This window comes from Terriglobales bacterium (assembly GCA_035651995.1).
GTDB lineage: Bacteria > Acidobacteriota > Terriglobia > Terriglobales > Acidobacteriaceae > DASRER01.
Genome location: DASRER010000028.1, coordinates 12,265 through 34,469 on the forward strand (window position 1 = coordinate 12,265; position 22,205 = coordinate 34,469).

Genomic DNA, 22,205 nt, shown 5'->3' on the forward strand with positions numbered 1-22,205 from the left:
GAAATGCCGAGTGCTGAGTGCTGCGGTCGGCGGTTACCCCGCGCACCGCCCCGGTTACTCCCGTGACCCTCCGAACCAAGCTAACCAATTAAGCCGTTGCCGCGGCGCGTGGTAGGCTCGCACTGCTCGGCGTATTTTTCTCCCACGCCTGCGTGGCGGTGAGAAAAGACAATTTCCGTCGCCTCCTGATGACGTTCGAGGCCCTCGCGGACCTTGGCCCCATCGTCACCGGCGAAGGCGACTTCTCGCAGACTTCGCGCACGCTGCTCGCTTCGCTGCTGGAAGCGGTGGGCGCGCGCGAAGGCGCCCTCCTTTCCTTCACCGACAAGCCCGCCGTGCTGCGTTCGCTGGCCGCGCAGGGATTCCTCGCGTTCCCCGACCCGGCGCTCATTCCGCTGCTGCCGCGCAACGTGCACGCGCTGAACACGGCCAAGCTGCCGCAGATCATCGGACCCGGCGGCACAACGATTGACAACTTCCTCAGCTCCAACGGCAACGTGGCGCCGGAGCTGTTCAAGTGCATCGCCCCGCTGCGCATCGGCAGCAAGCTGGTGGGCGTGATCGCGCTGGGACGTCGCCACGGCGAAGCGCTCTACGGCCCCGACGAAGTCGACGCGCTCACCCTGCTCTCGCACTATGTGGCGCTGGCGGTGCACAACTGGGCGCTGGCGCAGTCGCTGGAGCACCGCATCACCGAAAACCTGCGGCTGATGGCCTCGCTGCACACCTTCTACGACAACGCCCTGGAGGCCTTCGCCGCCGCCATCGACATCAAGCACGTCAACGTCCGCGGACACTCGCTTCGCGTGGGCCGCTACTCGGCCGGCATCGCCGAGGCCATGGGCCTGGAGCCGGCGCAGGTGGCGGGCATGCGCGCCGCAGGGCTGCTGCACGATATCGGCAAGGTGGCGGTGGACAAGCGCCTGTTCGCCAAGCCGGCGGCGCTCGATCCGGAAGAATTCCGCGAGATGGCCGACCACACCACCGTGGGCCACCGCATCGTAAGCGGCGTCGAGTTCCCCTGGCCGATCGTGCCCGAGGTGGTGCGCTCGCACCACGAGCGCGCCGACGGAACCGGCTATCCCGACAAGCTTCACCTGCCCGAGATCGCCATGCCCGCGCGCATCACCGCCGTGGCCGATACGTTTGACGCCATGGTCACCGAGCGCCCGTATCGCGCCGGCATGAGCGTGGGTGAAGCGCTGAGCGAACTGGTGCGCATCGCTCCGCAGAAGTTCGACCCGCAGGCGGTGCAGGCGCTGCTCATCCAGGTCCGCCGCGACGCCGCCGGCAGCAACCGCACGTCATTCCTCGACGAGAGCGTGGTGTGCAACATCGCGCCGACCGATGTGGACCACCTGGCCTCGTCGCTCAACCACAAGGCGACGAACGGGCGGGTGTATCTGACCTAAGACCGCCCTCCGCTGCCCGCTCCCCGATCTCCGCGTCGGCCAGAAGGCAGCATTTCGGTGGAAGCATCGGCCTTCAGGCCGGTGAAAACGACGCCCCCGAAGATTCTTCGGCCTTGGCCGCGGGCCGGGGCTGAAGCCCATTTTCCATGCGCCAGGATTCGCCGGGCTGAAGCCCGGCGCTTCCACCGGCGCGTTATCGCGCGCAATCCGGGCCTCCACCTCTCCTTCTCCCTACCGGATTTACCCATCAAGCCCCTTTGGGGCAAAGCCCCTCCCCTCCCCCCTCCCCCTTCCCCTCGGTCCAGCAGAATCAAGACTTTGGCGGGAAATTCCCGCCAATACAGGCGATCTACAGAGGTTAGAGGTAAATACAGGCGCCGCAAGGATTTAGCTATCAAAGAGCAAGGCCCGCGCGTGTGCGCAGGCCTGCTTCCAGTGTAGCGGATTCCGTGGGGAGAATGGGAAGGAGCAGCTGAGATTTATTGCGAATGTTGACAGCAGTTTGCGGAGAAATCTCGTGCTGTAGCGCTTGACAACATTCATGAGGGTCACGCGAACCGGCCCAGTCGGTGCTAGCTCGTGTGGCTGAGTTGCGATGTGATCGCGCGGTATCAAAGACTCGAGATCGGGGGCAGCGGGATGCCACGCAAGGCTCAATACGTGTGCCGAAACATTGGTGGCGGTTCCGCTAGCGCCGAAGGTTACGGTCACATTCGGAGCGACCGCTTGCCATTCGCTGTGCGGCTGTTCCAGGCGGCTCTTCGCCGGTCGCGATAGGTGCCAGAAATGGTGAGCCCAATGCTCCAACAACCACAAACGTGGTCAAGTCTCGAGTGTTCCATTGCATGTAGCTGATTTGATCAGCTTCAATCATCGGAGTTTTCGCCCTCCGCAACTTTTTCCGGCCTCCGGGTTTAACGGAACCAGAGAACGTGCACCTTGTTCCCCCTAGCACGCAAGGGCCGCGTGCAAAGCCTCACCGGGCTGGTTACTCCAGCCTGGTGGGGTCCTCCTCATACAATGTCATGGGCCCGCGGTAACGAACGCACACGGAGCACAACATGAGGATGACGCGGAACGGGCTTACATCCCTGGTCGCGGCCGGAGTGGTGGTGGTGGGTCTGCTGGCGGCCGCCGGGTTCGCGGAAAAGCGCGCCAAGACGCCGCAGCTCGACGAGAGCAAGCGCGCGCTGCATGCCCTGAATCGGCTGACCTTCGGCCCGCGCCCGGGCGAGGTGGACCGCGTGGCGCGCATGGGCGTGGACAAGTGGATCGAACAGCAACTGCATCCGGAAAGCATTGACGATGGCCAGCTCGAAGCGCGCCTCTCCGGCTTCCGCACGCTGAAGATGGATTCACGCACGCTGGCGCAGAACTTTCCGCCGCCGCAAGTGATCAAGGCGGTCGCGCAAGGACGCCGTCCGCTGCCCAACGATCCGGAAAAACGCGCCGTGTACGAAAGCGCCATCGATCGCTACGAGCAGAGGAGAGAGAAGAAGCTCAACGCCACCGACAAGAACAGTCCCAATGGCAATGGGAACGACAACGGCAACAGCAATGACACCGCCACCGGCGCACCGGCCGATCCCAGCGAGCCTGACATGCGTGCCGGCGCGAATGGCGGCGGGCAGCCAGCAACCAACACGGCCGACGCCGGCAACGGGCGGCGCAATCGGAAAAACGACGATCCCGAACTGCGCGCGCGCCGCCGCGAAGCGCGGATGAATGCCGAGGCCAACGCCGACGACATCATGGCGCTGCCGCCCGAGCGCCGCATGGACGCGGTGGTCAAGATGCCGCCCGAGGACCGGCGCGCGCTCATCGCTTCCCTGCCGCCCGACCAGCGCCAGCAGCTCATGAACAGCTTCACGCCGGAGCAGCGGGAGCGGCTGCAGGCGATGCAGAACCCGATCGCCGTGCCGGTCAGCGAGCTGCAGCAGGCCAAGATCCTGCGCGCCGCCTATAGCGAGCGCCAGCTCGAAGAAGTGATGACCGACTTCTGGTTCAACCACTTCAACGTTTATCTGAACAAGGGCGCCGACCGCCTGCTGGTGGGCGAGTACGAGCGCGAGGTGATCCGCCCGCACGCGCTGGGCAAGTTCCAGGACTTGCTGGAAGCGACGGCGAAGAGTCCGGCCATGCTGTTCTATCTGGACAACTGGCAGAGCATCGGGCCGCACTCCGACGCGGCCGAGGGCCGCGCGCGCCGCAACAACAACGGCGGCGGCTTCCGCCGCAATCGCCGCGGGCCGTTCGCGCGCCCGTTCCCGGGCAACGAAGGCGGTCTGCCGCGTCCGCAACCGCAGCAGGCGAAGAAGCGCTCCGCCGGCCTGAACGAGAACTACGGCCGCGAGCTGATGGAGCTGCACACGCTCGGCGTGAACGGCGGATACACGCAGGCTGACGTGACCGAGGTCGCGCGCGTCTTCACCGGATGGACCATCCGCCAGCCGCAGCAGGGCGGGTCGTTCGAGTTCGATGAGCGCCGCCACGAGCCCGGGGACAAGCACGTCCTGGGACACACGATCAAAGAGCACGGCCAGAAGGAAGGCGAAGAAGTGCTGAAGATCCTGGCCGAGCATCCGAGCACGGCGAAGTTCATCTCGACGAAGCTGGCCATGCGCTTCGTCTCCGACACGCCGCCGGCGTCGCTGGTCGATCGCATGTCGAAGACGTATCTGAAGACGCACGGCGACATCCGCGAAGTGCTGCGCACCATGTTCAGGTCTGAGGAATTCTGGTCGCAGGACGCCTATCGCGCGAAGGTAAAGACGCCGCTGGAGTTCGTCGCGTCGGCGATCCGCGCCACCGGTGTGGACGTGGCCAACGCGATGCCGCTGGTCGGGCAGCTCAACCGCATGGGCATGCCGCTCTACCAGATGCAGCCGCCCACCGGCTACTCGATGAAAGCGGAGGCCTGGGTGAACTCGTCGGCGCTGCTGGCGCGCATGAACTTTGCGCTGGCGCTCGGCTCGGGACGCATGCCAGGCCTGCGCTTCGATCCGGAAGCGCTGCTGAATTCGCCGCCGCCCACGTCGGCATCGGCGGCCATGCCGGCAAGCGGCGACGACGCGCAGGCGACGCTGGCCATGCTGGAGTCGGCGCTGCTGGCCGGCGACGTCTCGGCGCAGACGCACGACACCATCGTGAAGCAACTGAATGATCCCCAGGTCACCGGCCGCCGGCTCGACGATCCGCGGCGGGCGCCGAATGCGGGAGTGATCGCGGGATTGATATTGGGATCACCTGAATTTCAACGGCGCTAGGAAACCGCTGCTGGCTGCTCGCCGATGCCAGCAGCCGGCAGCCAGGGGCCAGCAGCGAATTGAGGTTGTCATGATTACACGCCGCGTATTCCTGAAGTCCGGGGCCCTTGCCGCGGTCGGCACCGCGGCATTGCCCGCATTCCTTACGCGCGCGGTTTACGGCGCGCAGACCACCGGCGGACGCAAGCGCCTGGTCATCATCTTCCAGCGCGGGGCGGCCGACGGCCTGAACATCGTGGCGCCGCATGGCGAAGCGGCCTACTACCAGATGCGTCCGTCGCTCGCCATCCCGCGCTCGGGCGAAAACGGCGTGATCGACCTTGACGGATTCTTCGGCCTGCATCCCTCGCTGGCCGCCTTCAAGCCGCTGTGGGACCAGAAGCACCTGGCGATCGTGCACGCGGCCGGCTCGCCCGACAATACGCGGTCGCACTTCGATGCGCAGGACTACATGGAATCGGGCACGCCCGGGTACAAGGGCACGGAAGACGGATGGCTCAACCGGGCATTATCCAAAGAGGAAGCTGATGCGACGCCGTTCCGCGCCATTTCGCTGGGCGCGTCGCTGCCGCGCATCCTGCTCGGTTCGCAGCCGGCGGTGGCCATCAACAGCATCGCCGACTTCGGGGTGGGCGGGCGCAGTCCGGCCGCGCAGCCGCTGGCCAACACCTTCGAAGCCATGTACGCGCAATCGGTGGACACGGTGCTGCACGGCACCGGCGCGGAGACCTTCGACGCGGTGAAGATGCTCAAGTCGGCCGACCCGGCCCGCTACCAGCCCGCGCCCGGCGCCAACTATCCGCGCGGACGCTTTGGCGACGCGCTGCGCCAGACGGCGCAACTGCTGAAAGCCAACCTGGGCGTGGAAGTCGCGTTCACCGACATCGGCGGCTGGGACCACCACGTGAACGAGCCGCCGCAGCTCACCAACATCCTGCGCGACTTCGCGCAGTCGATCGCCGCGTTCTGGACCGACCTGGGCCCGCTCGGCGAAGACACGGTGGTCATCACCATGTCGGAATTCGGGCGCACGGCGCGCGAGAACGGCAACCGCGGCACCGACCACGGCCACGCCAACGTGATGTTCGTGCTCGGCGGCCCGGTGCGAGGCGGCCGCGTCTATGGCCAGTGGCCCGGCCTGGAGATGGAACAGCTCTATGAGGGCCGCGACCTGGCCCTCACCACCGACTTCCGCCGCGTGGTCGGCGAAGCCGTGGCGCGCCACGTGGGCAACACCGCGCTGGATACGGTGTTCCCGAATTTCGACAACTCGCCGAAGAAGTTCCTGAACTACCTGGGATAGGTCCGGCGTTAGACCCTGACGATTGTCATCCTGAGCGAAGCAAAACAGCCGGCAAGAGCCGGCTGTTTTGTGCGGTCGAAGGACCCCTATCGCCTTTTCGGACGCCGAGCACGTGAGCGCCTGGAATTCCGAGTCAGGGTTGATGGCGGCCCGCGCAAGGCCGAACCGTGCAGAAGCGCTCACGCGGCACATCCGTGGTGAAAGTAAGGATCCTTCGACGCGGCAACGCCCGCTTGCGCGGGCGCTGGCCTTGCTCAGGATGACCCCAAGGGCCTACCGCGCCGCCTGCTCCTTCTGGATCTGCGTGGCCACATCGCGCGACTCGCGGTCGAAGGTTGCGCCGATCACCTCGTCAGCAGAGCCCGACGACGTTTCCGCCGCCTTGTCGAGGGAGGGCGAGGTCACGCCCATGCGGAACAGCCGGTACTGAACCGTGCCCTGAAAGTCGTTGCTGCCCGAGGCGCTGCTCATGCCGGTGGCCCGGCTGAGGAAGCCGCCAATTTTCTTCTTGGTGTTGTCCTTGGCGGTGACGTCGGTGAAGACCACGTAGTCGCAGTCCTTCGACTTGGCGTCCGCCATGGCCGGCGCCTGGTCCGGGCCTTCCACCTGCACCACGTCATAGCCGAAGCGCGCCAGTTGGGTGATGAGCTGGTCGCGCAGGCCGTTGCCGTTCAGCCCGCGGCTGCTGCGGTCGCCGATCGTGACCACGCCCACGCGGAGCTTGCCCGGAATCTTCTGTCCGACAACGCCGCCATGGACTTCCGGTGTGGGCGCTTGCGCGCGGGCGACCCCGAAGCCCGACTTGCCCATGCGGCCGCGCACTTCCGGCGTGGGCGCCGGCAGGCGCCCTGCGCCAAAGCGCACTTCCGGGGTCGGAGCGGGCGCCCGCTGCGTGGTGGCGCCGGCGCGGTTTCGGGCAGAGTTGCCCATCATCGCGCCCATCATGCCGCCGAAGCCCATCATCTCGGAGTAGCTGCTCACCTGGCGATAGCCGGCGGGCGGCTCGAACAATCCCGGATCGAGCGACGACCTGGAGATATCGAGCGCCTGCTGGCGCATGGCGCCGGACTGCCCGTCTTTGCCGCTGAACGTGGTGGTCACGTCAACCGGGTAGCCGAGCCTGGTCAGCGCCATGATCCCGGGGCCGGTGTACTTGATTTTGTCCTCGCAGTCGGGACGGCGTTGGCGCCCGCCCGGAGCCATCGGGCCTTCCATCATCTGGCGCTCGGGCCGAATGCACGAGAGGTGGCTCTCGGTGAAGTCGATGTACCAGCCGTCGCTCGACATCTGGAACGATCCCGGGTTGCAGGCGTCCGGGCTCGACTCGGCCGTGATGCTGGTCTTCACGTGCCGCGCGGTGTAGCCGAACATCTGCTTGCGCTCGCCGGTGTCGGTCACGCTGGTGTTGAAGGTGATGGTGCCGCCCTTGCGCGCGCCACCCTGCGGCCCTGCGTCTTCGTCCGGCGGCGGCGCAGATTGGCGGGGCGCACCCGCACGCGGCGCGGTGGCCGGCGCGGCGCCCGCTCCCGGCTGCGACTCGGTGGTGACCATGTACGTCTTCGTGCTGTCGTTCAGCGTGATCACCTTGCCGGTGTCGCACTGGTGGATGGTGATCATCCGCATCGGGCCGAAGTTCATCTCGTCGCGCGAGCGCTCGCCCTTGATGTACGAGGTGGAGTCGAACGAGTTGCCGCTCACCGACATGCGCTTCTTCACCGTCTGGTCGGCAAACAACGCGCTGAGCGGAACGAAGATGACGAGCAGGACACCAGCAGTGGAAAGGCGCTTCACAGGACCTCCCAGGCGGGATGGAGAGTACTTACGAACGCACGATTCTACATTGAATACCGGGTCATCGGGCCATCGGGCCATTGAGGGTTCCGGCGCGTGCTGCGCGCGGCCAGGCGCGGCCCAATGTTCAAGGCCGGATGACCCGAAAACTCAACGTTCGCCGGCGCCCACCGCCCAGGCGTCCAGCGACAACGACCGCAGCAGGTTGCGTCGCATGCCGGCCTCGAGCTCTCCCAGTCGCTGCGCGGCGCGCGCCAGCCAATCGAAGTCCACGCGCTCGCTGATCGCGCGCAATTGCGGAACGGCGTCGTGGTTGCGCACCAGGTCCGGCGCGCCGGACTTGAGCATCATCACATCCTGCAGCAGCGAATACGTGGTGCGGACCAACTGGTCGGTCTTCTCTTTGCCTTCGGCGCCGGCGCGATAGCGCTCGGTCACCTGGAAGAGCGCGCTGTGGTCGGCGTCTCCCGCGGCCGCGGCCAGCAGCGTGAGCGCATCCAGGCGCGCGGCGATGTACGCCGCCAGGTCGAAGGTGCGCGCGCGGCCAACGGCGCCGCCGGCTAGCCGCGCCACCAAGGCGCGCTGCCTGGCGTTCAGCTCGGGCCGCGACTTTTCCAGGTACTTCTCCAGCTCCGCCACCGGCAACGGCGTGAGAGTGAAGGTCACGCAGCGCGAGCGGATGGTGGGCAGCAGCGCTCCCGCGTTTTCCGCGAGCAGAAAGAGGGTGGCGTACCCGGGCGGCTCTTCCAGCACCTTCAGCAGCGCGTTGGCCGCCTCTTTCATGAAGGCGGAGCCGGTGAAGATGTACACGCGCTCGCGCGCCTCGGCGGGGCGCAGGTAGATGCTGGCGATCACGCGACGCACCTGGTCCACCTTGATCATCATCTGCGGCGGGTCGGGCGGGATGATGGTCACGTCGGGATGCGTCTGCACGAAGATGCGCGTCTCGCGCTTATCGGCGTCGCGCAATGCCTCGCGCGCCTCCACTGCTTCCTCGAACCGCGCGCGCAAGTCGTCGGCCTGGGCGATGCGCACGCAGTTGGCGCAACGTCCGCAGAAATCCGGCAGCCCGTCCCTGGAAACTGGCGGATCGTTCCTGGGGGGACCCAGGCAGTTCATCGCCTTGGTGAGCATCTGGGCGAGGGTGTACTTCCCCGCGCCTTCGGGCCCGGCCAGGACCAGGCCGTGCGGCAGCCGTCCGCGGCCGAGCATTTGCCGCAGCCGGGTGACTACTTCGACGTTGCCGTGGAAATCGGAGAACATGAATCGCTATTTTCCGGCGGCGCGGCGCGCCGAGAGGACCGCTTTTCGCGCCCGCTCGCGGTACAGGCGCAGGCACAGCACGATCCCGCCCAGCACGCCGACGGCGCACGACGCATTGTGCGCCCACCAGTCGGCCATGAAGAGCTGCTGCCGTTCGGCGGGCAGCAGATCGACGAAGTCCTGCGGCACGTCGAGCACTCCGTTGCGCGCCAGCACGTATCCCAGGGCGCCCGCCAGCGCCGCCGCAAGCGCAATCATGGCAAACAGGAGGCCTACGGGGCGCAGCAGTTCTCCCGCGCCCAAGGCGCGCCGCGCTCCGGCGCGCGCCGCTGCCGCCAGCAGCACGCCGAACGGCAGCGCCAGCCACCACGTGTCGGCCACACCCCAACCCAGCGCCAGCAGGGTGGGCGACGTGGTATCGAACAGGGGAACGTGCCCGATGGTGAAGTACTCCCCGGAAACGCGCACGGCGACCTGGTCCTGAATGATGCCGTAGGCCATGGCCGCACCGGCGCCGAGCGCCACGATCCAGAGCCACGCCAGCGCCGCGCGACCGTTCATGCGCCGCGGGTGACCGGCGCGAGCAGACGTTCGCGCACCGCGGCCACGATTTCGCCGTGCACCAGCTCCAGGGGCCGCCGGGCGTTCACCAGGAAAACGCGATGCGCGTCGCGGCGCGCGATCTCCAGGTATTGATTGCGCACGCGCTCGAAGAAAGCGCGGCTTTCCTGCTCGAAGCGGTTTTCGTCGCCTTTCGCCAGGCCGTGCCGCGATGTATTCCTGCGGCGCGCGCGCTCCACGCTGGCCGCCGGGTCAGAGTCCATCACCACGGTGAAGTCAGGCTGAAGGTTGCCGCAGATCACGCGATGAACGTCGAGCACAGCGGCGCTGCCCAGCCCGCGTCCGGCGCCCTGGTAGGCTTCGGAGGAATCGGTGAAGCGGTCGCAGAGAACGTACTTGCCGGCGGCGAGGGCGGGATCGATGACTTCGGCGATCAACTGCGCCCGCGCGGCGAACATCAGCGCCAGCTCAGCCGTGGGAGAGAGATTCGCGGTGCCGGAGTTGAGCACGATGGCGCGCACGCGCTCGCCGATTTCGGTCCCGCCGGGCTGGCGCGTGGTCACCACGTCGAGGCCGTCGCCGCGCAGAACTTCGGCCAGCTTCTCCAGCTGCGTGCTCTTGCCGCAGCCGTCGAGGCCCTCGAAGGTGATGAATTTGCCGCGCCGCGCGCTCACGGCTGCATCATAGCATCGGGCCATCGGGCCATTGACAACCTGCCCCGCCGCGGAGCAGTTTTGTAGCCGGGCCGAATCATCTCTGGCCCTTGGGGCCCAGGGACCACTGGCCCGATGTCCCGATCTTCACTGCCATGCGCCTCGGCGATGACATTGACGACTACTGCTCGCGCTGCAAGCGCACCACCGACCACTCGGTCGTCTCGCTGACGGGCGACGAAGCGCAGAAGGTCCGCTGCCGCACCTGCACCTACGAACACACGTATCGCAAGAACCGCGGCGGAAAAAAAGAGATGTCGAACAAGGAAGCGTTCGACCGCGTACTGGCCAGCGTGATGGGTCTGCAGCCTGCCTTCGGCAGTGCGCCTGAATCAGGCAAGAAGAAAAAGAAGCATTGAACTAGCGCGAGCCGCTGGCCGCGCGGCGCCGCGGCCCGAGAAGACCGGCAACCGCCTTCAGCAGGGCGGCCGGACCTTCGCTGGAATCCACGCGCACGTCAGCCGCGATGTCGGAACTCTGGCCGCGCCCGAGGCAGAGCAACACGACCGGCGTGGCATGCCTTTGTCCCATTTCCGACAGCGTCCTGCGCACGCTCTCCGGCATGGTGTGGCCGATGACGAGCACGTCAAAGCGCGACCCGTCGAGCAGTTTTTTCGTGTCGTCCGCGCCTGTGGCGTCGCTAACGTCGTAGCCGGCAGAACGCAATACGGCGTTCCGCGTTTGCAACAGGATTGGATCCGAGGACACCGACACGATTCGCTTCGCGGCTGGCATAGCGAATGCCTGCTCCTGGCCCTGTGGAATTTCTGGACTGCACACAGAGTACCAGCCAGTTGCCGCGCCGCAAGCGCCAATTTGCGCCCGGATTGCACCATGAATTGTGCAGCTCTGGATGCCGTGGCCCTGTGAACGAAGCCACCGGGCCGTATCCAAACCGGACATTCGCGGCGTGGGTGGAATGCTGGTCGCCTGCGCGGTCGGATGTTTGTTGCTCAGCAAGCACGCTGGAACTCATTGCATTCCCAGCGGCCCACGGCTACCATTGCCCGCCGCAGACCGAGGAGGCGCCGTGCTCACCGTTCAGACCCGTAACGTCGCGCCCGACGTCGCCGTCGTCGAAGTCACCGGCCGCATCTGCATCGGCCGCGACTGTCAGCAGCTGGAGTGGCAGGTCAACGAACTCATCCAGAAGGGCACCCGCAAGCTGGTGCTCGACCTGACGAACGTTACCCACATGGACAGCACGGGCATCGGCATCCTGGTGTCCTGCTCGGGGAAGATGCGCGTTGCCGGCGGCGAACTGCGCGTGGCCGGCGCCACCGGCGCGGTCGAGAAGGTCATCAAGCTCACCCAGGTGGACAACATCGTCCCCCTGTTCCCCACGGCGGCAGCAGCAACCGAGAACTTCCGCACTGCGCCGGCCTGATCTGGCCTGCCTTGCTTTGGCGGATGTGGCCCTCTTCTTTCGGCTTCCTCTCGCTTCCCGGCGGTTTTGGCTTGGCGGTTGCAGCGACGTGACTGAAAGGCGCGGCCGGTGCGGCTTTCAGCCGCTATTCAGGCAGGTGAAGATTTGCGCGCAACTAGCATCATTCGCGGCGCTTTGCTTCCCGGGCTGCTGCTGGCAGCATTCACCGTAGGGTCACAGGCGCGCGGGGAGGAGGGTGCGCGCGCGGCATCCATCGCCCCACTTGTGGACTGGGAGTTCCACTCCGTGGTGCCGTTGGGGGCCGAAGCGCTGCAGTTGCCGCCGGCTGATCGCATGTTCGTGCTGTTCGCCACGGCCGAGAGTCCCGGCTTCGAGGGCATGCGCCGCTACGTCCAGGGAAGCACGAGGCTTGTGAAGGACCGCGACGGTGAGCCGGTCCGCTACTTCCCCGCCAACGTTTCGTTTCGTGTGACCGCCACCGCGCGGCGTCCGTACGCCGAAACCGGTGAGCCGCCGTTTTCGCTGAAGAGCAGGTATGCGCTCGACGACCTGCTGCTCCACCTGGTCTTCCGCGCGCGCGTCTACCGCGGCCTGAACGTGCGGACCCTGCAACCGAATGACGTGCAGCTGATTGGTGTCCCCGCCGATGTGCCCTACGACGAGCGCATTTACCGCGTGGACTTCACCCTGCGCGACGTCGCGGCCGAAGACCGCGTAGTCCTGGAAGTGCTCTCACCCGACGGCGAGCGGCTGAGCAAATTTCATTTGGAATTGATGTAGGAAAGGCGCTGTTGGCTTTTAGCTGTTGGCTCTTCGCCGAAAGCTCAGAGCCAAAAGCGCATCTGGAATAGCGCGTGTCCTCAGCCTTCCTCGCCCAACAACTCTTCCCCGGCTGAATACTGATTGCTCAGTGCTGACTGCTCCTGTTCCTCCAGCATGAACTCGAGCACTTCCTGCGGCGCCGACGAGGTCCACACCGGCGCGAACGATTGCCGATGCAGCGGCGAGGGCCCGTGCTCGCGCAGCGAGCGTATGTGCCGCGGCGTGCTGTAGCCCTTGTTGCTGGCCAGCCCGTACTCGGGGAACACCGGGTCCCAGGCAGCGATCATGCGGTCGCGCTCCACCTTGGCGATGATCGAGGCGGCGGCGATCGAGGCCGAACGCGCGTCGCCGTGGATGATGCGCGTCTGGCCGCACGGCCAGTCGATCAGCAGCGCGTCGATCAGCAGATGATCGGGCGCGGGAGTCAACTTGGCGACAGCTTCCGCCATGGCCAGGCGCGAGGCGTGGTAGATGTTCATCTGGTCGATGCGCGCCACGTCCACCGCCGCCACCGCCCAGGCCACGCAGCGTTCGCGGATGCGCTCGGCCAGCACCTCGCGCCGCTCGGCCGGCAGGAGCTTGGAATCGCGCAGGCCGCGAATGCGGTCCTCGGGATTCAGAATGACCGCGCCGGCCACCACCGGACCGAACAGCGACCCGCGCCCCACTTCGTCCACGCCGGCCACCAGCCTGGCGCCCGACGCCCACGCCTGCTGCTCGAACCGGGTGGTGCAGCGCAGCCGCTTCAGCAGACGCAGCTTCAGCGCCGACTTGGAGAGCTTCTCGGGATGGGCGGCGGGGCGAGGCAAGATATTTGCTATTTGTTATTTGGCGATGGATTGGGTGAAGCCCGTCGGCCGGAGTCTCCAAGACGGTTTCGCAATAACAAACCGCCAATAACCAATAGCAAATTATCTTCTCAAATCCAACTTCCTCCGGAATTCGGGGGCTGATTTATGTGAGAATGAAGGCGCGCATGCTGCTTGCGAATCCTTCATCCACTCTGCCTCGTCCAATTGTAAGGACATGCTGAACATCACGCTCCGCAAGAAGGCCCGGCAGTTTGGACGCCTGGTGCGCCACTCGGCGCTCACACCGCGCACCGGGGAGAACCACCGGCCCGTCCTCGGGCATCATGACGAACTGGGCGTCACCTTCATTGGGCACTCCGGCTTCCTGCTCCAGGTTGCGGGCCGCAACGTCGTCGTCGATCCGAATTTCGCCCGCTGGCTGTTCGTGCTGAAGCGGCTGCGCCGGCCCGGGCTGCGCCCGCAGGACCTGCCGCCGATTGACTACGTGCTGGTCACGCACGCGCACTTCGACCACCTGAACCGCCGGTCGCTGCGGACGATCGCGCGCCTTACGCGCCGCCAGCAGGGGCGCGCGCCCATCATCGTCGTGCCGAAGAACCTGCGCGACCTGGTGTTCGATCTCGGTTTCCGCGAAGTGATCGAGCTGGAGTGGTGGGAGGAGCACCGGCGCGACGGATTGAGCGTGACCCACGTGCCCTCACGGCATTGGGGCGCGCGCATGATCCGCGATTACCACCGCGGATACGGCGGATACGTGGTTCGCGCCGGCCGCCACAGCGTTTACCACGCCGGCGACACCGCCTACTTCAACGGCTTCCACGAAATCGGCAAGCGGCTGGCACCCGAACTCGCGCTGCTGCCCATCGGCGCCTACTCGCCGGCATCGTTCCGCAACGTCCACACCAGCCCCGGCGACGCGGTGCAGGCGTTTGTGGACCTCGGCGCGCGCTGGATGATTCCCATGCACTATGGCACGTTCCGGCTCTCGCACGAGCCGGTGGAAGAACCGCCGCAGCTCCTCATGGACGAGGCGCGGAAGGCCGGCGTCGACGACCGCGTGCTGGTGCTCCAGGAGGGCGTGACGCAGTTCTTCCGGTAGACCTCGCGGTTGAGAACGTCATGAGTGAACATCGCCTGCAGGACACCATCGCACTCCTCGCCCGCACGCCGGCGGCGCTCGACGCGCTGCTGCACGACCTGCCGGAGGTTTGGACGGAGACGAACGAAGGCGAGGACACCTACTCGCCCAAGATCGTGGTCGCGCATCTTATCCAGGCCGAACGCACCAACTGGATTCCGCGAGTGAAGACGCTGTTGGAGTTTGGTGAGTCGCGCGTTTTCGAACGCTTCGATCGCGACGAAGACGAGCGGGAGCGGCTGGCCAGGCCGCTGCCGCAGCTGCTCGACGAATTCGCCGTTGTGCGCCGCGAGAGTCTTGACGCGTTGCGCGTCCTCAACCTGCGCGATTCCGACCTCGCCAAGCGCGGGCGTCATCCCTCGTTCGGCCCGGTCACGCTTTCACAACTGCTCGCCACCTGGGCCGCGCACGACCTCACACACCTGCATCAGATTTCGCGCGTGATGGCGCACCAGTACCGCGAAGCGGTCGGCCCGTGGATCAAGTACCTCGGCGTGCTCCACTGCAACGGACACAGCTCATCAGACTAGATCGGTGGATTTCCGTTCATTCAGCCAGCAACACCCTCAGATCGCGAACGTTGTTTCCCGACGGCCCGGTGACAATCGCGTCGCCTGTCTTCTGGAACAAAGGAAATGCATCGAAGCTGGCCAGTGAACGGGATGCGTCGAAACCCGCTTCCCGCGCCCGTTCCAGGGTAGTACCGTCGGCGATGGCGCCGGCCGCCGGGCTGTTGCCGTCAATGCCGTCGGTCCCCGCGCTGAGGACGGCGATTTTTTCTCCCGCAATTCTTGTCGCGCAATAGAGCGCGAACTGCTGGTTGCGTCCGCCGGCGCCGCCGTTGCGGAGGCGCACCGTGACTTCGCCGCCGGAGAGCAGGCAGACGCGCGAAACTCCCTGGCGCAATTTGCGCAATCGCTCCAGCAGGTAGTCGGCCGCGCGAGCATAGTCCCAGTCGTCGCAGCTGTTGTCCACCTCCACCGCGAAGCCGGCAGCCGCGGCTGCCGCGGCCGCCGCCTCCAGCGCGTTCTTGTTCGAGAGAACGGGCCACCAGCGCGAGCGGGCGAAGGCCGGGTCGCCCGCTTTCGGCGTCTCGACCAGTGAACGTTGCTCGAAGGCGCTGCGCAGCGACGCAGGAACCTGCGGCCCGAGGCCGTATCGCGCGGCGATCTCGAAGCACTGTTCCACCGTGCTGCTGTCGGGCATGGTCGGTCCCGAGGCGAGCGCATCGAGCGCATTGTCGGGCACATCGGACACCATGATCGAAACCTGCTGCGTCCCCGCCGCCGCCTGCGCCATGCGCCCGCCCTTGACGGACGACAGGTGCTTGCGCACGGCGTTGATCTCGGCGATCGGCGCCCCACAATTCACCAGCGCCTGATAGCAGGCCTTCAGGTCTTCGAGCGAGATCGAACTGTCGAGCGGTTTTTCGACGAGTGAAGACCCGCCGCCGCTGATCAGAAAGATGACCGGGCCGCGCCGCCGCGCCTGCGCGCGCAGCTCGCGCAGCATGGCCTGCGCCGCTTCCATCGAGTCTCGATTTGGCGCCGGGTGCCCGCCGCGGAAGTACTGGAAGCCGGCCAGGCGCGGGCCGGGACCAGGCGGCGCGCTGATCACGCCGCGCAAACCGCTTCCCATGCGCGCTCCGAGTTCGGCCGCCATGGTGTGGGCGGCCTTTCCGAAAGCGACCACCAGCGCGTCGGCCGGCGAGGGAATGTCGTAGAGGTCGTCCACCACGCGCAGCACGCCGCGCTCGTAGTGGACGTGGCGCTCGAAGGCGCGCGCAATCGAGGCTTCCGCCAGCGCAGTCGTGAAGATGTGGCGCGCGATTTCGCGCAAAGAGTTTACGCCGGCTGGCATTGCGGGAATTATAGCCACGCCAGACGATTGCAGGTCGTTGCGCCGCCCCAAAAGCTAACCACAAAGGACACGAAGGTCGCGCGAGCGAGGCGGACCAGCGTTTCACTTGTTTTTGAGGTTGTTGTCCCTTGTGCTGCCTTCGTGCCTCTGTGGTTCGCTGTAGCTTTTGATCTTCGCGCCCGGGACACTCTGCGTTGCCTACAACCCTTCCACCCATTCCTCAATCGCCGCCCGCATTTGGTCGAGCTTTCCCGCGAAGAAGTGGTCCGCGCCCTCGACCAGCACAAGTTTCTTCGGCCCGGGCGCCGCCTCAACCACGCGCTTCAAATCGGCGCTCGACGCGTACTGGTCGCGCGCGCCGCTGACGAACAGCTTCGGCTTCGAGCATCCGCTGAGGAATCCGTAGCTGTAGTTGCGTCCTTCGGCCGAGACGGGCATCCCGATTGCGACGCACGCTGTGACGCCGGCGTCGCCGCACGCCACCCGCAGCCCGACGGCGGCGCCGAAGGAAAACCCGGCAAAGATGATGGGCACGCCGAATTCGCGCTTCAGCCAGTCCAGCGCCGTGCGGACATCGTCCTGCTCGCCGCGCCCCGCGTCGTGCTCGCCGTCGCTGAGACCCGCGCCGCGAAAATTGAAACGCAGCACGGGATATCCGAACCGGTTCAGCGCCTTCGCCGCGTGATACACAACCTTGTTGTGCATGGTGCCGCCGAACATCGGATGCGGATGGCACACCACCGCCGCCCGCTGCGGCTGCGCATCGCCGGCATTGAGCAGCGCCTCCAGGCGGCCGGCCAGTCCGTCGAGGAAAAGGGACCTGATTTCGCCGGGCACGATCCTGGATCATACAGCCAGCTATTCCAACGGGCTGCCCTTCTGATCGTGCACCGTGTCCCCGCTTTTAGGGTCCAATCACCGGAGCGCCATTGAGCATCACATACTGCAGGTCCTTGCGGCCTTCCCTCAGAAGGACGTCTACCGTTATCAGGGGCGACGAGACTTGAGTCCGTTACATTGTGGATTTCCAAGATGGGAATGCGTCAGCCGGGTTTCGGCGTCCCGTTAACATCGCACGCACTGACGTCGTTGGCCAGCAGCCGGCAGCGCTCTGCTATCCTGCCCGGCATGGATCCTCTGCGCCTCACGCGCGAGCTGGTGGACATTGAATCCACCACCGGACGCGAGGCCGACGTGGGCAACTTCCTGCTGGCGCGGCTCGCCTCGCTTGGCTGGGAGGCGCGCGCCATGGCGGTGGAAGAAGGGCGGTTCAACGTGCACGCCACGCTGCCCGGCCCTGCGCCGGTGACCTACTTCTCCACCCACATGGACACGGTGCCGCCGTTCATTCCCTCGTCGGAAGACGACCAGCGCATCTACGGACGCGGCTCGTGCGATGCAAAAGGCATCATCGCAGCGCAGATTGCCGCCGCCGAGCGCCTGCGCGCCCGCAATATCCCGGTCGGCCTGCTGTTCGTCGTGGGCGAAGAGCGTGACAGCCTGGGCGCCATGGTCGCCAACCGGCAGCCCACCGGCGCCAAGTTTCTGGTGAACGGCGAGCCCACCGAGAACCGCCTGGCGCTGGCTTCCAAGGGCGCGCTGCGGGTGGAGTTGGTTGCTGAAGGCCGCATGGCGCACTCGGCGTATCCCGATCTGGGCGAGTCGGCGATCGAAAAACTCATTCGCGCCCTGAACCGCCTGCTCGAGATGCCGCTGCCCGCCGACCCGGAAATTGGGTCCACGACCATGAACATCGGCGTGATCGAAGGCGGACGCGCGCCCAACGTCATCGCCGACCGGGCGCGCGCGCAGCTGCTTTATCGGCTGGTCGGCCCGGCGCAGGAGCTCAAGCGGCAGATCGAAGCCGCCGTCGCCGGGCTCGCCACCGCCAATTTCGTGCTCGAGATCCCCTTCGTCCGCCTGCGCGCGCTCGATGGGCTGCCCACCATGATCGCCAGCTTCACCACCGACATTCCCGCGCTTTCCGCCTGGGGCACGCCGCTGCTGGTCGGCCCCGGCTCCATCCTGGTGGCGCACACCGAGCGCGAACACATTGAAAAGCGGCAGCTTCTGGCGGCGGTGGACCTGTACTGCGAAGTCGCTCTCCGGCTGCGGTAACCTCCCGCCGATTACCTTCCGGCCATGTCCTGAATTCCTTGCCTGAGCAGTGCTGCTGCCGGGACGGACGGTGCTATCATGCACCCCTCCCCTACGGTGGACGCGGTTTCTCGCTGTTCGGCCCCCGGTCCTTCTGTCCGCCAAAGTACATCGTTGATTGCGGGATGCAGGTGGTGAGCATGCGCAACTTCGCTCGCTGGACGGCGGTTCTGCTAATGGCCGCGCTGGTCGGATGCGGTGGCGGCGGCGGTTCCACTTCCACCAACACGAATCCGGTCGTGGCTGGAGTCAACGTCATCGTCAGCCCGGGCACGGCGTCGGTGCGCCTTGGCGACACGCAGCAATTCACCGCCACCGTCACCGGCGCCGCCAGCACCGCCGTGACGTGGGCGGTGAACGGCGTCACCGGCGGAAACGCGACCACGGGCACCATCAACGCCAGCGGCCTCTACACTGCGCCGGCAACGATGCCCGCCGCCGGCATCAGCGTCACCGCGACCAGCGTGCAGGACACGACCAAGTCCGGCGGCGCCGCGGTCACGCTCCAGAACCCGATTCCCGTGATCACGGCGATCGTACCGGCCACGGTGGAGGTGGGCCCGTTCAACAACATCACCATCGTCGGCAGCAAGTTCGTGAATGGGGCCACGGTCGCCGTGAATGGCACGAATATCGCGACGACGTTCGTCTCGTCCACCCAGCTGCGCGCCTCCGGCAACGCCGCCGCGGTCGGCACGCTGAGCGTCACGGTCACCAATCCGAATCCCGGCAGCGCGACGTCGGGAAGTGTGAACCTGCCGGTGACGCTCATCAGCGCGCGCGCCGCTGCTCGCTTCCTGGAGCAGGCAACGTTCGGACCCACGCCCGCGCTGGTCGCGCACGTGGCCCAGGTGGGCATGCAGGCTTATCTGAACGAGCAGTTTGCAGCGCCCGCATCCACGCTCACCGATCCCGCCAGCGCCACAGACTTCACCAACCTCCAGCAGCAGTGGTTCAACAACGCCATGAACGGCAACGACCAGGTGCGGCAGCGCATGGCGTTCGCGCTCGAGCAGATCTGGGTAATCTCGGGCATCACCATCACCAACGCGCAGGGTTACGCGCAGTTCCTTCGCCAGATGCAGGCCAACGCGCTGGGCAACTACTCCACCATCATGCGCGACGTGACCCTGAACCCGGCCATGGGCCGCTATCTCGACATGGTGAACAACGACAAGCCGAACCCGGCGGCCGGCACGCACGCCAACGAGAACTACGCGCGCGAACTGCTGCAGCTGTTCACCACGGGCACGTTCCAGCTGAATCGCGACGGCACGGTGAAGACCGACGCGCAGGGCGCGCCGCTCAACACCTACGACCAGGCGACGGTGCAGGAGTTCGCGCGCGTCTTTACCGGCTGGACGTACCCGCCGCGGTCCGGCGCCACCGCGCAGGCGCACAATCCGGAGAACTACAGCGGCCCGATGGTGGCGTGGGAGCCGCTCCACGATGTTGGCACGAAAACGCTGCTCGATGGCTTTATCGTGCCGCCCAACCAGACTGCCGCGCAGGACCTGGACGCGGCGATGGCGAACATCTTCAACTACTCCAGCACGGCGCCGTTCGTGTGCAAGAACCTGATCCAGCACTTCACCTCGAGCAATCCCAGCCCGGCGTACGTGCAGCGCGTGGTGGCGGCGTTTGAAAACAACGGCAGCGGCGTGCGCGGCGACATGAAGGCGGTGATCACCGCCATCCTGCTCGATCCCGAGGCGCGCCGCGGCGACAACACGCCCGCCGCCAGCGATGGGCACCTGCGCGAGCCGGTGCTGTTCGTGACCGGTCTGCTGCGCGCGATCAATGCCACCAGCGACGGCTCCAACCTGGCGACGCAGGCGCAGAACATGGGCCAGCGGCTGTTCTTCTCCGGCAGCGTGTTCAATTATTTTCCGCCCACGTGGATCATTCCCGGCACGGCGCTGCTCGGTCCTGAGTTCAACATTCAAACCACGACGAACGCGGTCACGCGCATCAATTTCGTGAACACCATCGCCTTCGGCACGCTGGCGGGCACAACCATTGACGTCAGCCGCTACGCCAGCCTGGCGGGCACACCGCAGTTGATGCTCGACGCGCTCGACGCCGACATGATGCACAACCAGATGTCCAGCGAGATGCGCCAGCAGGTGCTGGCCGCGGTGCAGGCCGTGGGCGCCTCCAATACCACGCAGCGCGCGCGCACCGCGATCTACGTGATCGGCTCGTCGTCACAGTTCCAGGTTTCGCACTGAGGGAGATGCTCATGGCAAATCGCCGCGACTTCATCAAGTGCTGCTCGCTGCTGACCGTGGCGGGCGCCGCCGGATTCAGCAAGCTGGGCCTGATCAGCGCCTTCGCGCAGGCCACCGCGGACTATCGCGCGCTGGTGTGCATCTTTCTGTTCGGCGGCAACGACGGCAACAACATCATCGTGCCGCTCGACAACACGCTCTACCAGAACTACGCCAACGCGCGCGGCAGCACCGCCAACGGCGGCCTGGCGCTCACGCAGAGTTCGCTGCTCTCCGTCACACCTGCCACAGGCGGCGTCAACTACGGCTTCCACGCCAACCTTGGCGGATTGCAAACCCTGTTCAATGCCCGCCGGCTGGCAATCCTTGCCAACGTCGGCGTGCTGGTGCGGCCAACGACGCGCGCGCAATATCTGGCGCGCCAGGTCGCCGTCCCGTCGAACCTGTTCTCGCACTCGGACCAGCAGTCGGAGTGGCAATCGTCATTCGCCAGCAGCAACGCCACCACGGGCTGGGCCGGCCGCGTGGCCGACAAGATCGCGCCCGCGTTCAACTCCGGCGTCAGCTTCCCCACGGTGCTCTCCGTCGCCGGATCGCCGCTGTTCTGCAACGGCGCGCAGACGCGCCCCGCCACCATGACGCCCGGCTCCACCAGCGCGCTCAGCGGCTTCGGCAGCGACGCCGCCTCCACCGCGCGCCTCAACGCGGTGCAGCAACTGCTCACGCTCGACACGGGACTCTCACTGGTGCAGGCAGCCAGCGGCATCACGCAGCAGGCCTTCCGCGACGCCGCCACGCTGAACGCCGCGCTCGCCGGCGGCACGCCGCTGGCGACCACGTTTCCCAACACCTCGATTGGAAATCAGCTCGCGCAGGTGGCGCGCATCATCCAGGTGCGCGGCGCGCTCGGATTGAAGCGCCAGATCTTCTTCTGCTCGCTCGGCGGCTTCGACACGCACAGCGACCAGATCAACCAGCAGGGCAATCTGTTCTCGCAGCTGGCGCCCGCGCTGCTGGCCTTCTCCGACGCCACGCGCGAACTCAACGTCGACTCCAGCGTGACCACCTTCACGCTCTCCGACTTCGGCCGCACGCTCCAGCCGGGCTCGGGCGGCGGCAGCGACCACGGATGGGGCAGCCACCACCTGATCATGGGCGGCGCCGTCCTCGGCGGCGACATCTACGGCACGTTCCCCACGCTCGCGCTCGGCGGCCCCGACGACGCCGGCTCCAACGGCCGCTGGATTCCAACCACCGCCGTGGACCAGTACGGCGCCACGCTGGCTTCCTGGTTCGGCGTGGCGGCAGCGGACCTGCCCACAATCTTCCCCAACCTGGCGAACTTCGCGACGCAGAAGCTCACGTTCCTGGGGTAAGCAATCAGCAGTCAGCACTCAGCATTCAGCCTCTGGAACGGTCTGCCGAAAATGGAACTGCCGAATTGATCACCCGTCAAGAGCGGGTGTTCAGTTCGGCAATTCCGCAGCTC

At 66.3% G+C, this 22,205-nt stretch carries 19 protein-coding genes; 11 read left to right on the top strand and 8 right to left on the bottom strand.

Going from position 1 to position 22,205, the window contains the following annotated elements:
* Nucleotides 1–188 precede the first annotated feature (188 nt).
* From VFA60_10180 to VFA60_10190, 3 genes are all read left to right on the top strand, one after another.
* Nucleotides 189–1,412, top strand: a complete 1,224-nt coding sequence (locus VFA60_10180; GenBank protein ID HZQ92147.1) for an HD domain-containing phosphohydrolase — start codon at nucleotides 189–191, stop codon at nucleotides 1,410–1,412.
* Between the two features lie 1,061 nt (nucleotides 1,413–2,473).
* Nucleotides 2,474–4,678, top strand: coding sequence for a DUF1800 domain-containing protein (locus VFA60_10185; protein HZQ92148.1), 2,205 nt, complete (start codon nucleotides 2,474–2,476; stop codon nucleotides 4,676–4,678).
* 70 nt (nucleotides 4,679–4,748) lie between these two features.
* A complete protein-coding gene (locus tag VFA60_10190; protein HZQ92149.1) occupies nucleotides 4,749–5,981 on the top strand; it encodes a DUF1501 domain-containing protein in 1,233 nt (410 codons plus the stop codon).
* 273 nt (nucleotides 5,982–6,254) lie between these two features.
* On the opposite strand, the gene VFA60_10195 is transcribed toward VFA60_10190, so the two are convergent.
* From VFA60_10195 to tmk, 4 genes are all read right to left on the bottom strand, one after another.
* The gene (locus tag VFA60_10195) at nucleotides 6,255–7,772 is read right to left on the bottom strand and encodes a hypothetical protein (protein HZQ92150.1); all 1,518 of its coding nucleotides are present in this window, start codon (nucleotides 7,770–7,772) and stop codon (nucleotides 6,255–6,257) included.
* A gap of 150 nt (nucleotides 7,773–7,922) precedes the next feature.
* Entirely contained in the window at nucleotides 7,923–9,035 is a 1,113-nt protein-coding gene (locus VFA60_10200) for a DNA polymerase III subunit delta' (protein ID HZQ92151.1), read from the bottom strand.
* 6 nt (nucleotides 9,036–9,041) lie between these two features.
* Nucleotides 9,042–9,596, bottom strand: coding sequence for a hypothetical protein (locus VFA60_10205; protein ID HZQ92152.1), 555 nt, complete (start codon nucleotides 9,594–9,596; stop codon nucleotides 9,042–9,044).
* Complete coding sequence (gene tmk, locus VFA60_10210) at nucleotides 9,593–10,294, bottom strand: dTMP kinase (protein ID HZQ92153.1); 702 nt, start codon at nucleotides 10,292–10,294, stop codon at nucleotides 9,593–9,595. The genes VFA60_10205 and tmk overlap by 4 nt, the downstream gene beginning before the upstream one ends.
* A gap of 110 nt (nucleotides 10,295–10,404) precedes the next feature.
* Between tmk and VFA60_10215 the strand changes: the two genes are divergently transcribed.
* On the top strand, nucleotides 10,405–10,668 hold the full coding sequence (locus VFA60_10215; GenBank protein HZQ92154.1) for a hypothetical protein: 264 nt from the start codon (nucleotides 10,405–10,407) through the stop codon (nucleotides 10,666–10,668).
* Nucleotide 10,669: 1 nt separating this feature from the next.
* Here VFA60_10215 and VFA60_10220 read toward each other — a convergent pair whose 3' ends face one another.
* Entirely contained in the window at nucleotides 10,670–10,975 is a 306-nt protein-coding gene (locus VFA60_10220) for a hypothetical protein (protein HZQ92155.1), read from the bottom strand.
* A gap of 364 nt (nucleotides 10,976–11,339) precedes the next feature.
* Between VFA60_10220 and VFA60_10225 the strand changes: the two genes are divergently transcribed.
* Both VFA60_10225 and VFA60_10230 read left to right on the top strand, forming a co-directional pair.
* Nucleotides 11,340–11,696, top strand: coding sequence for an STAS domain-containing protein (locus VFA60_10225; protein HZQ92156.1), 357 nt, complete (start codon nucleotides 11,340–11,342; stop codon nucleotides 11,694–11,696).
* Between the two features lie 144 nt (nucleotides 11,697–11,840).
* Nucleotides 11,841–12,476 carry a hypothetical protein gene (locus VFA60_10230; GenBank protein HZQ92157.1) on the top strand — a complete coding sequence of 212 codons (636 nt, stop codon included), beginning with the start codon at nucleotides 11,841–11,843 and terminating at the stop codon, nucleotides 12,474–12,476.
* 80 nt (nucleotides 12,477–12,556) lie between these two features.
* Here the strand turns inward: VFA60_10230 and VFA60_10235 are convergent, their stop codons facing one another.
* Nucleotides 12,557–13,327, bottom strand: coding sequence for a ribonuclease HII (locus VFA60_10235; protein HZQ92158.1), 771 nt, complete (start codon nucleotides 13,325–13,327; stop codon nucleotides 12,557–12,559).
* A 217-nt stretch (nucleotides 13,328–13,544) separates the two neighbouring features.
* Between VFA60_10235 and VFA60_10240 the strand changes: the two genes are divergently transcribed.
* Together VFA60_10240 and VFA60_10245 are read left to right on the top strand one after the other, a co-directional pair.
* Entirely contained in the window at nucleotides 13,545–14,429 is an 885-nt protein-coding gene (locus VFA60_10240; protein HZQ92159.1) for an MBL fold metallo-hydrolase, read from the top strand.
* Between the two features lie 20 nt (nucleotides 14,430–14,449).
* The gene (locus VFA60_10245; GenBank protein ID HZQ92160.1) at nucleotides 14,450–14,998 is read left to right on the top strand and encodes a DinB family protein; all 549 of its coding nucleotides are present in this window, start codon (nucleotides 14,450–14,452) and stop codon (nucleotides 14,996–14,998) included.
* Nucleotides 14,999–15,014: 16 nt separating this feature from the next.
* Here the strand turns inward: VFA60_10245 and VFA60_10250 are convergent, their stop codons facing one another.
* Both VFA60_10250 and VFA60_10255 read right to left on the bottom strand, forming a co-directional pair.
* Nucleotides 15,015–16,328, bottom strand: a complete 1,314-nt coding sequence (locus VFA60_10250; GenBank protein HZQ92161.1) for a DUF4147 domain-containing protein — start codon at nucleotides 16,326–16,328, stop codon at nucleotides 15,015–15,017.
* A gap of 198 nt (nucleotides 16,329–16,526) precedes the next feature.
* Nucleotides 16,527–17,165, bottom strand: coding sequence for an alpha/beta fold hydrolase (locus VFA60_10255; GenBank protein HZQ92162.1), 639 nt, complete (start codon nucleotides 17,163–17,165; stop codon nucleotides 16,527–16,529).
* A 291-nt stretch (nucleotides 17,166–17,456) separates the two neighbouring features.
* On the opposite strand from VFA60_10255, the gene VFA60_10260 reads away from it, so the two are divergent.
* From VFA60_10260 to VFA60_10270, 3 genes are all read left to right on the top strand, one after another.
* Entirely contained in the window at nucleotides 17,457–18,446 is a 990-nt protein-coding gene (locus VFA60_10260) for a M20/M25/M40 family metallo-hydrolase (protein ID HZQ92163.1), read from the top strand.
* A gap of 179 nt (nucleotides 18,447–18,625) precedes the next feature.
* The gene (locus tag VFA60_10265) at nucleotides 18,626–20,716 is read left to right on the top strand and encodes a DUF1800 family protein (GenBank protein ID HZQ92164.1); all 2,091 of its coding nucleotides are present in this window, start codon (nucleotides 18,626–18,628) and stop codon (nucleotides 20,714–20,716) included.
* An 11-nt stretch (nucleotides 20,717–20,727) separates the two neighbouring features.
* Nucleotides 20,728–22,092, top strand: a complete 1,365-nt coding sequence (locus VFA60_10270; GenBank protein HZQ92165.1) for a DUF1501 domain-containing protein — start codon at nucleotides 20,728–20,730, stop codon at nucleotides 22,090–22,092.
* Nucleotides 22,093–22,205: the final 113 nt, after the last annotated feature.

Bases quoted from the DNA above. Each gene is read 5' to 3' on its own strand.
- VFA60_10200 (HZQ92151.1), bottom strand. From the start codon at position 9,035: ATGTTCTCCGATTTCCACGGCAACGTCGAAGTAGTCACCCGGCTGCGG.
- tmk (HZQ92153.1), bottom strand. From the start codon at position 10,294: ATGGCCCGATGCTATGATGCAGCCGTGAGCGCGCGGCGCGGCAAATTC.
- VFA60_10240 (HZQ92159.1), top strand. From the start codon at position 13,545: ATGCTGAACATCACGCTCCGCAAGAAGGCCCGGCAGTTTGGACGCCTG.
- VFA60_10185 (HZQ92148.1), top strand. From the start codon at position 2,474: ATGAGGATGACGCGGAACGGGCTTACATCCCTGGTCGCGGCCGGAGTG.
- VFA60_10205 (HZQ92152.1), bottom strand. From the start codon at position 9,596: ATGAACGGTCGCGCGGCGCTGGCGTGGCTCTGGATCGTGGCGCTCGGC.
- VFA60_10265 (HZQ92164.1), top strand. From the start codon at position 18,626: ATGCGCAACTTCGCTCGCTGGACGGCGGTTCTGCTAATGGCCGCGCTG.
- VFA60_10215 (HZQ92154.1), top strand. From the start codon at position 10,405: ATGCGCCTCGGCGATGACATTGACGACTACTGCTCGCGCTGCAAGCGC.
- VFA60_10190 (HZQ92149.1), top strand. From the start codon at position 4,749: ATGATTACACGCCGCGTATTCCTGAAGTCCGGGGCCCTTGCCGCGGTC.
- VFA60_10250 (HZQ92161.1), bottom strand. From the start codon at position 16,328: ATGCCAGCCGGCGTAAACTCTTTGCGCGAAATCGCGCGCCACATCTTC.
- VFA60_10260 (HZQ92163.1), top strand. From the start codon at position 17,457: ATGGATCCTCTGCGCCTCACGCGCGAGCTGGTGGACATTGAATCCACC.
- VFA60_10245 (HZQ92160.1), top strand. From the start codon at position 14,450: ATGAGTGAACATCGCCTGCAGGACACCATCGCACTCCTCGCCCGCACG.
- VFA60_10180 (HZQ92147.1), top strand. From the start codon at position 189: ATGACGTTCGAGGCCCTCGCGGACCTTGGCCCCATCGTCACCGGCGAA.
- VFA60_10270 (HZQ92165.1), top strand. From the start codon at position 20,728: ATGGCAAATCGCCGCGACTTCATCAAGTGCTGCTCGCTGCTGACCGTG.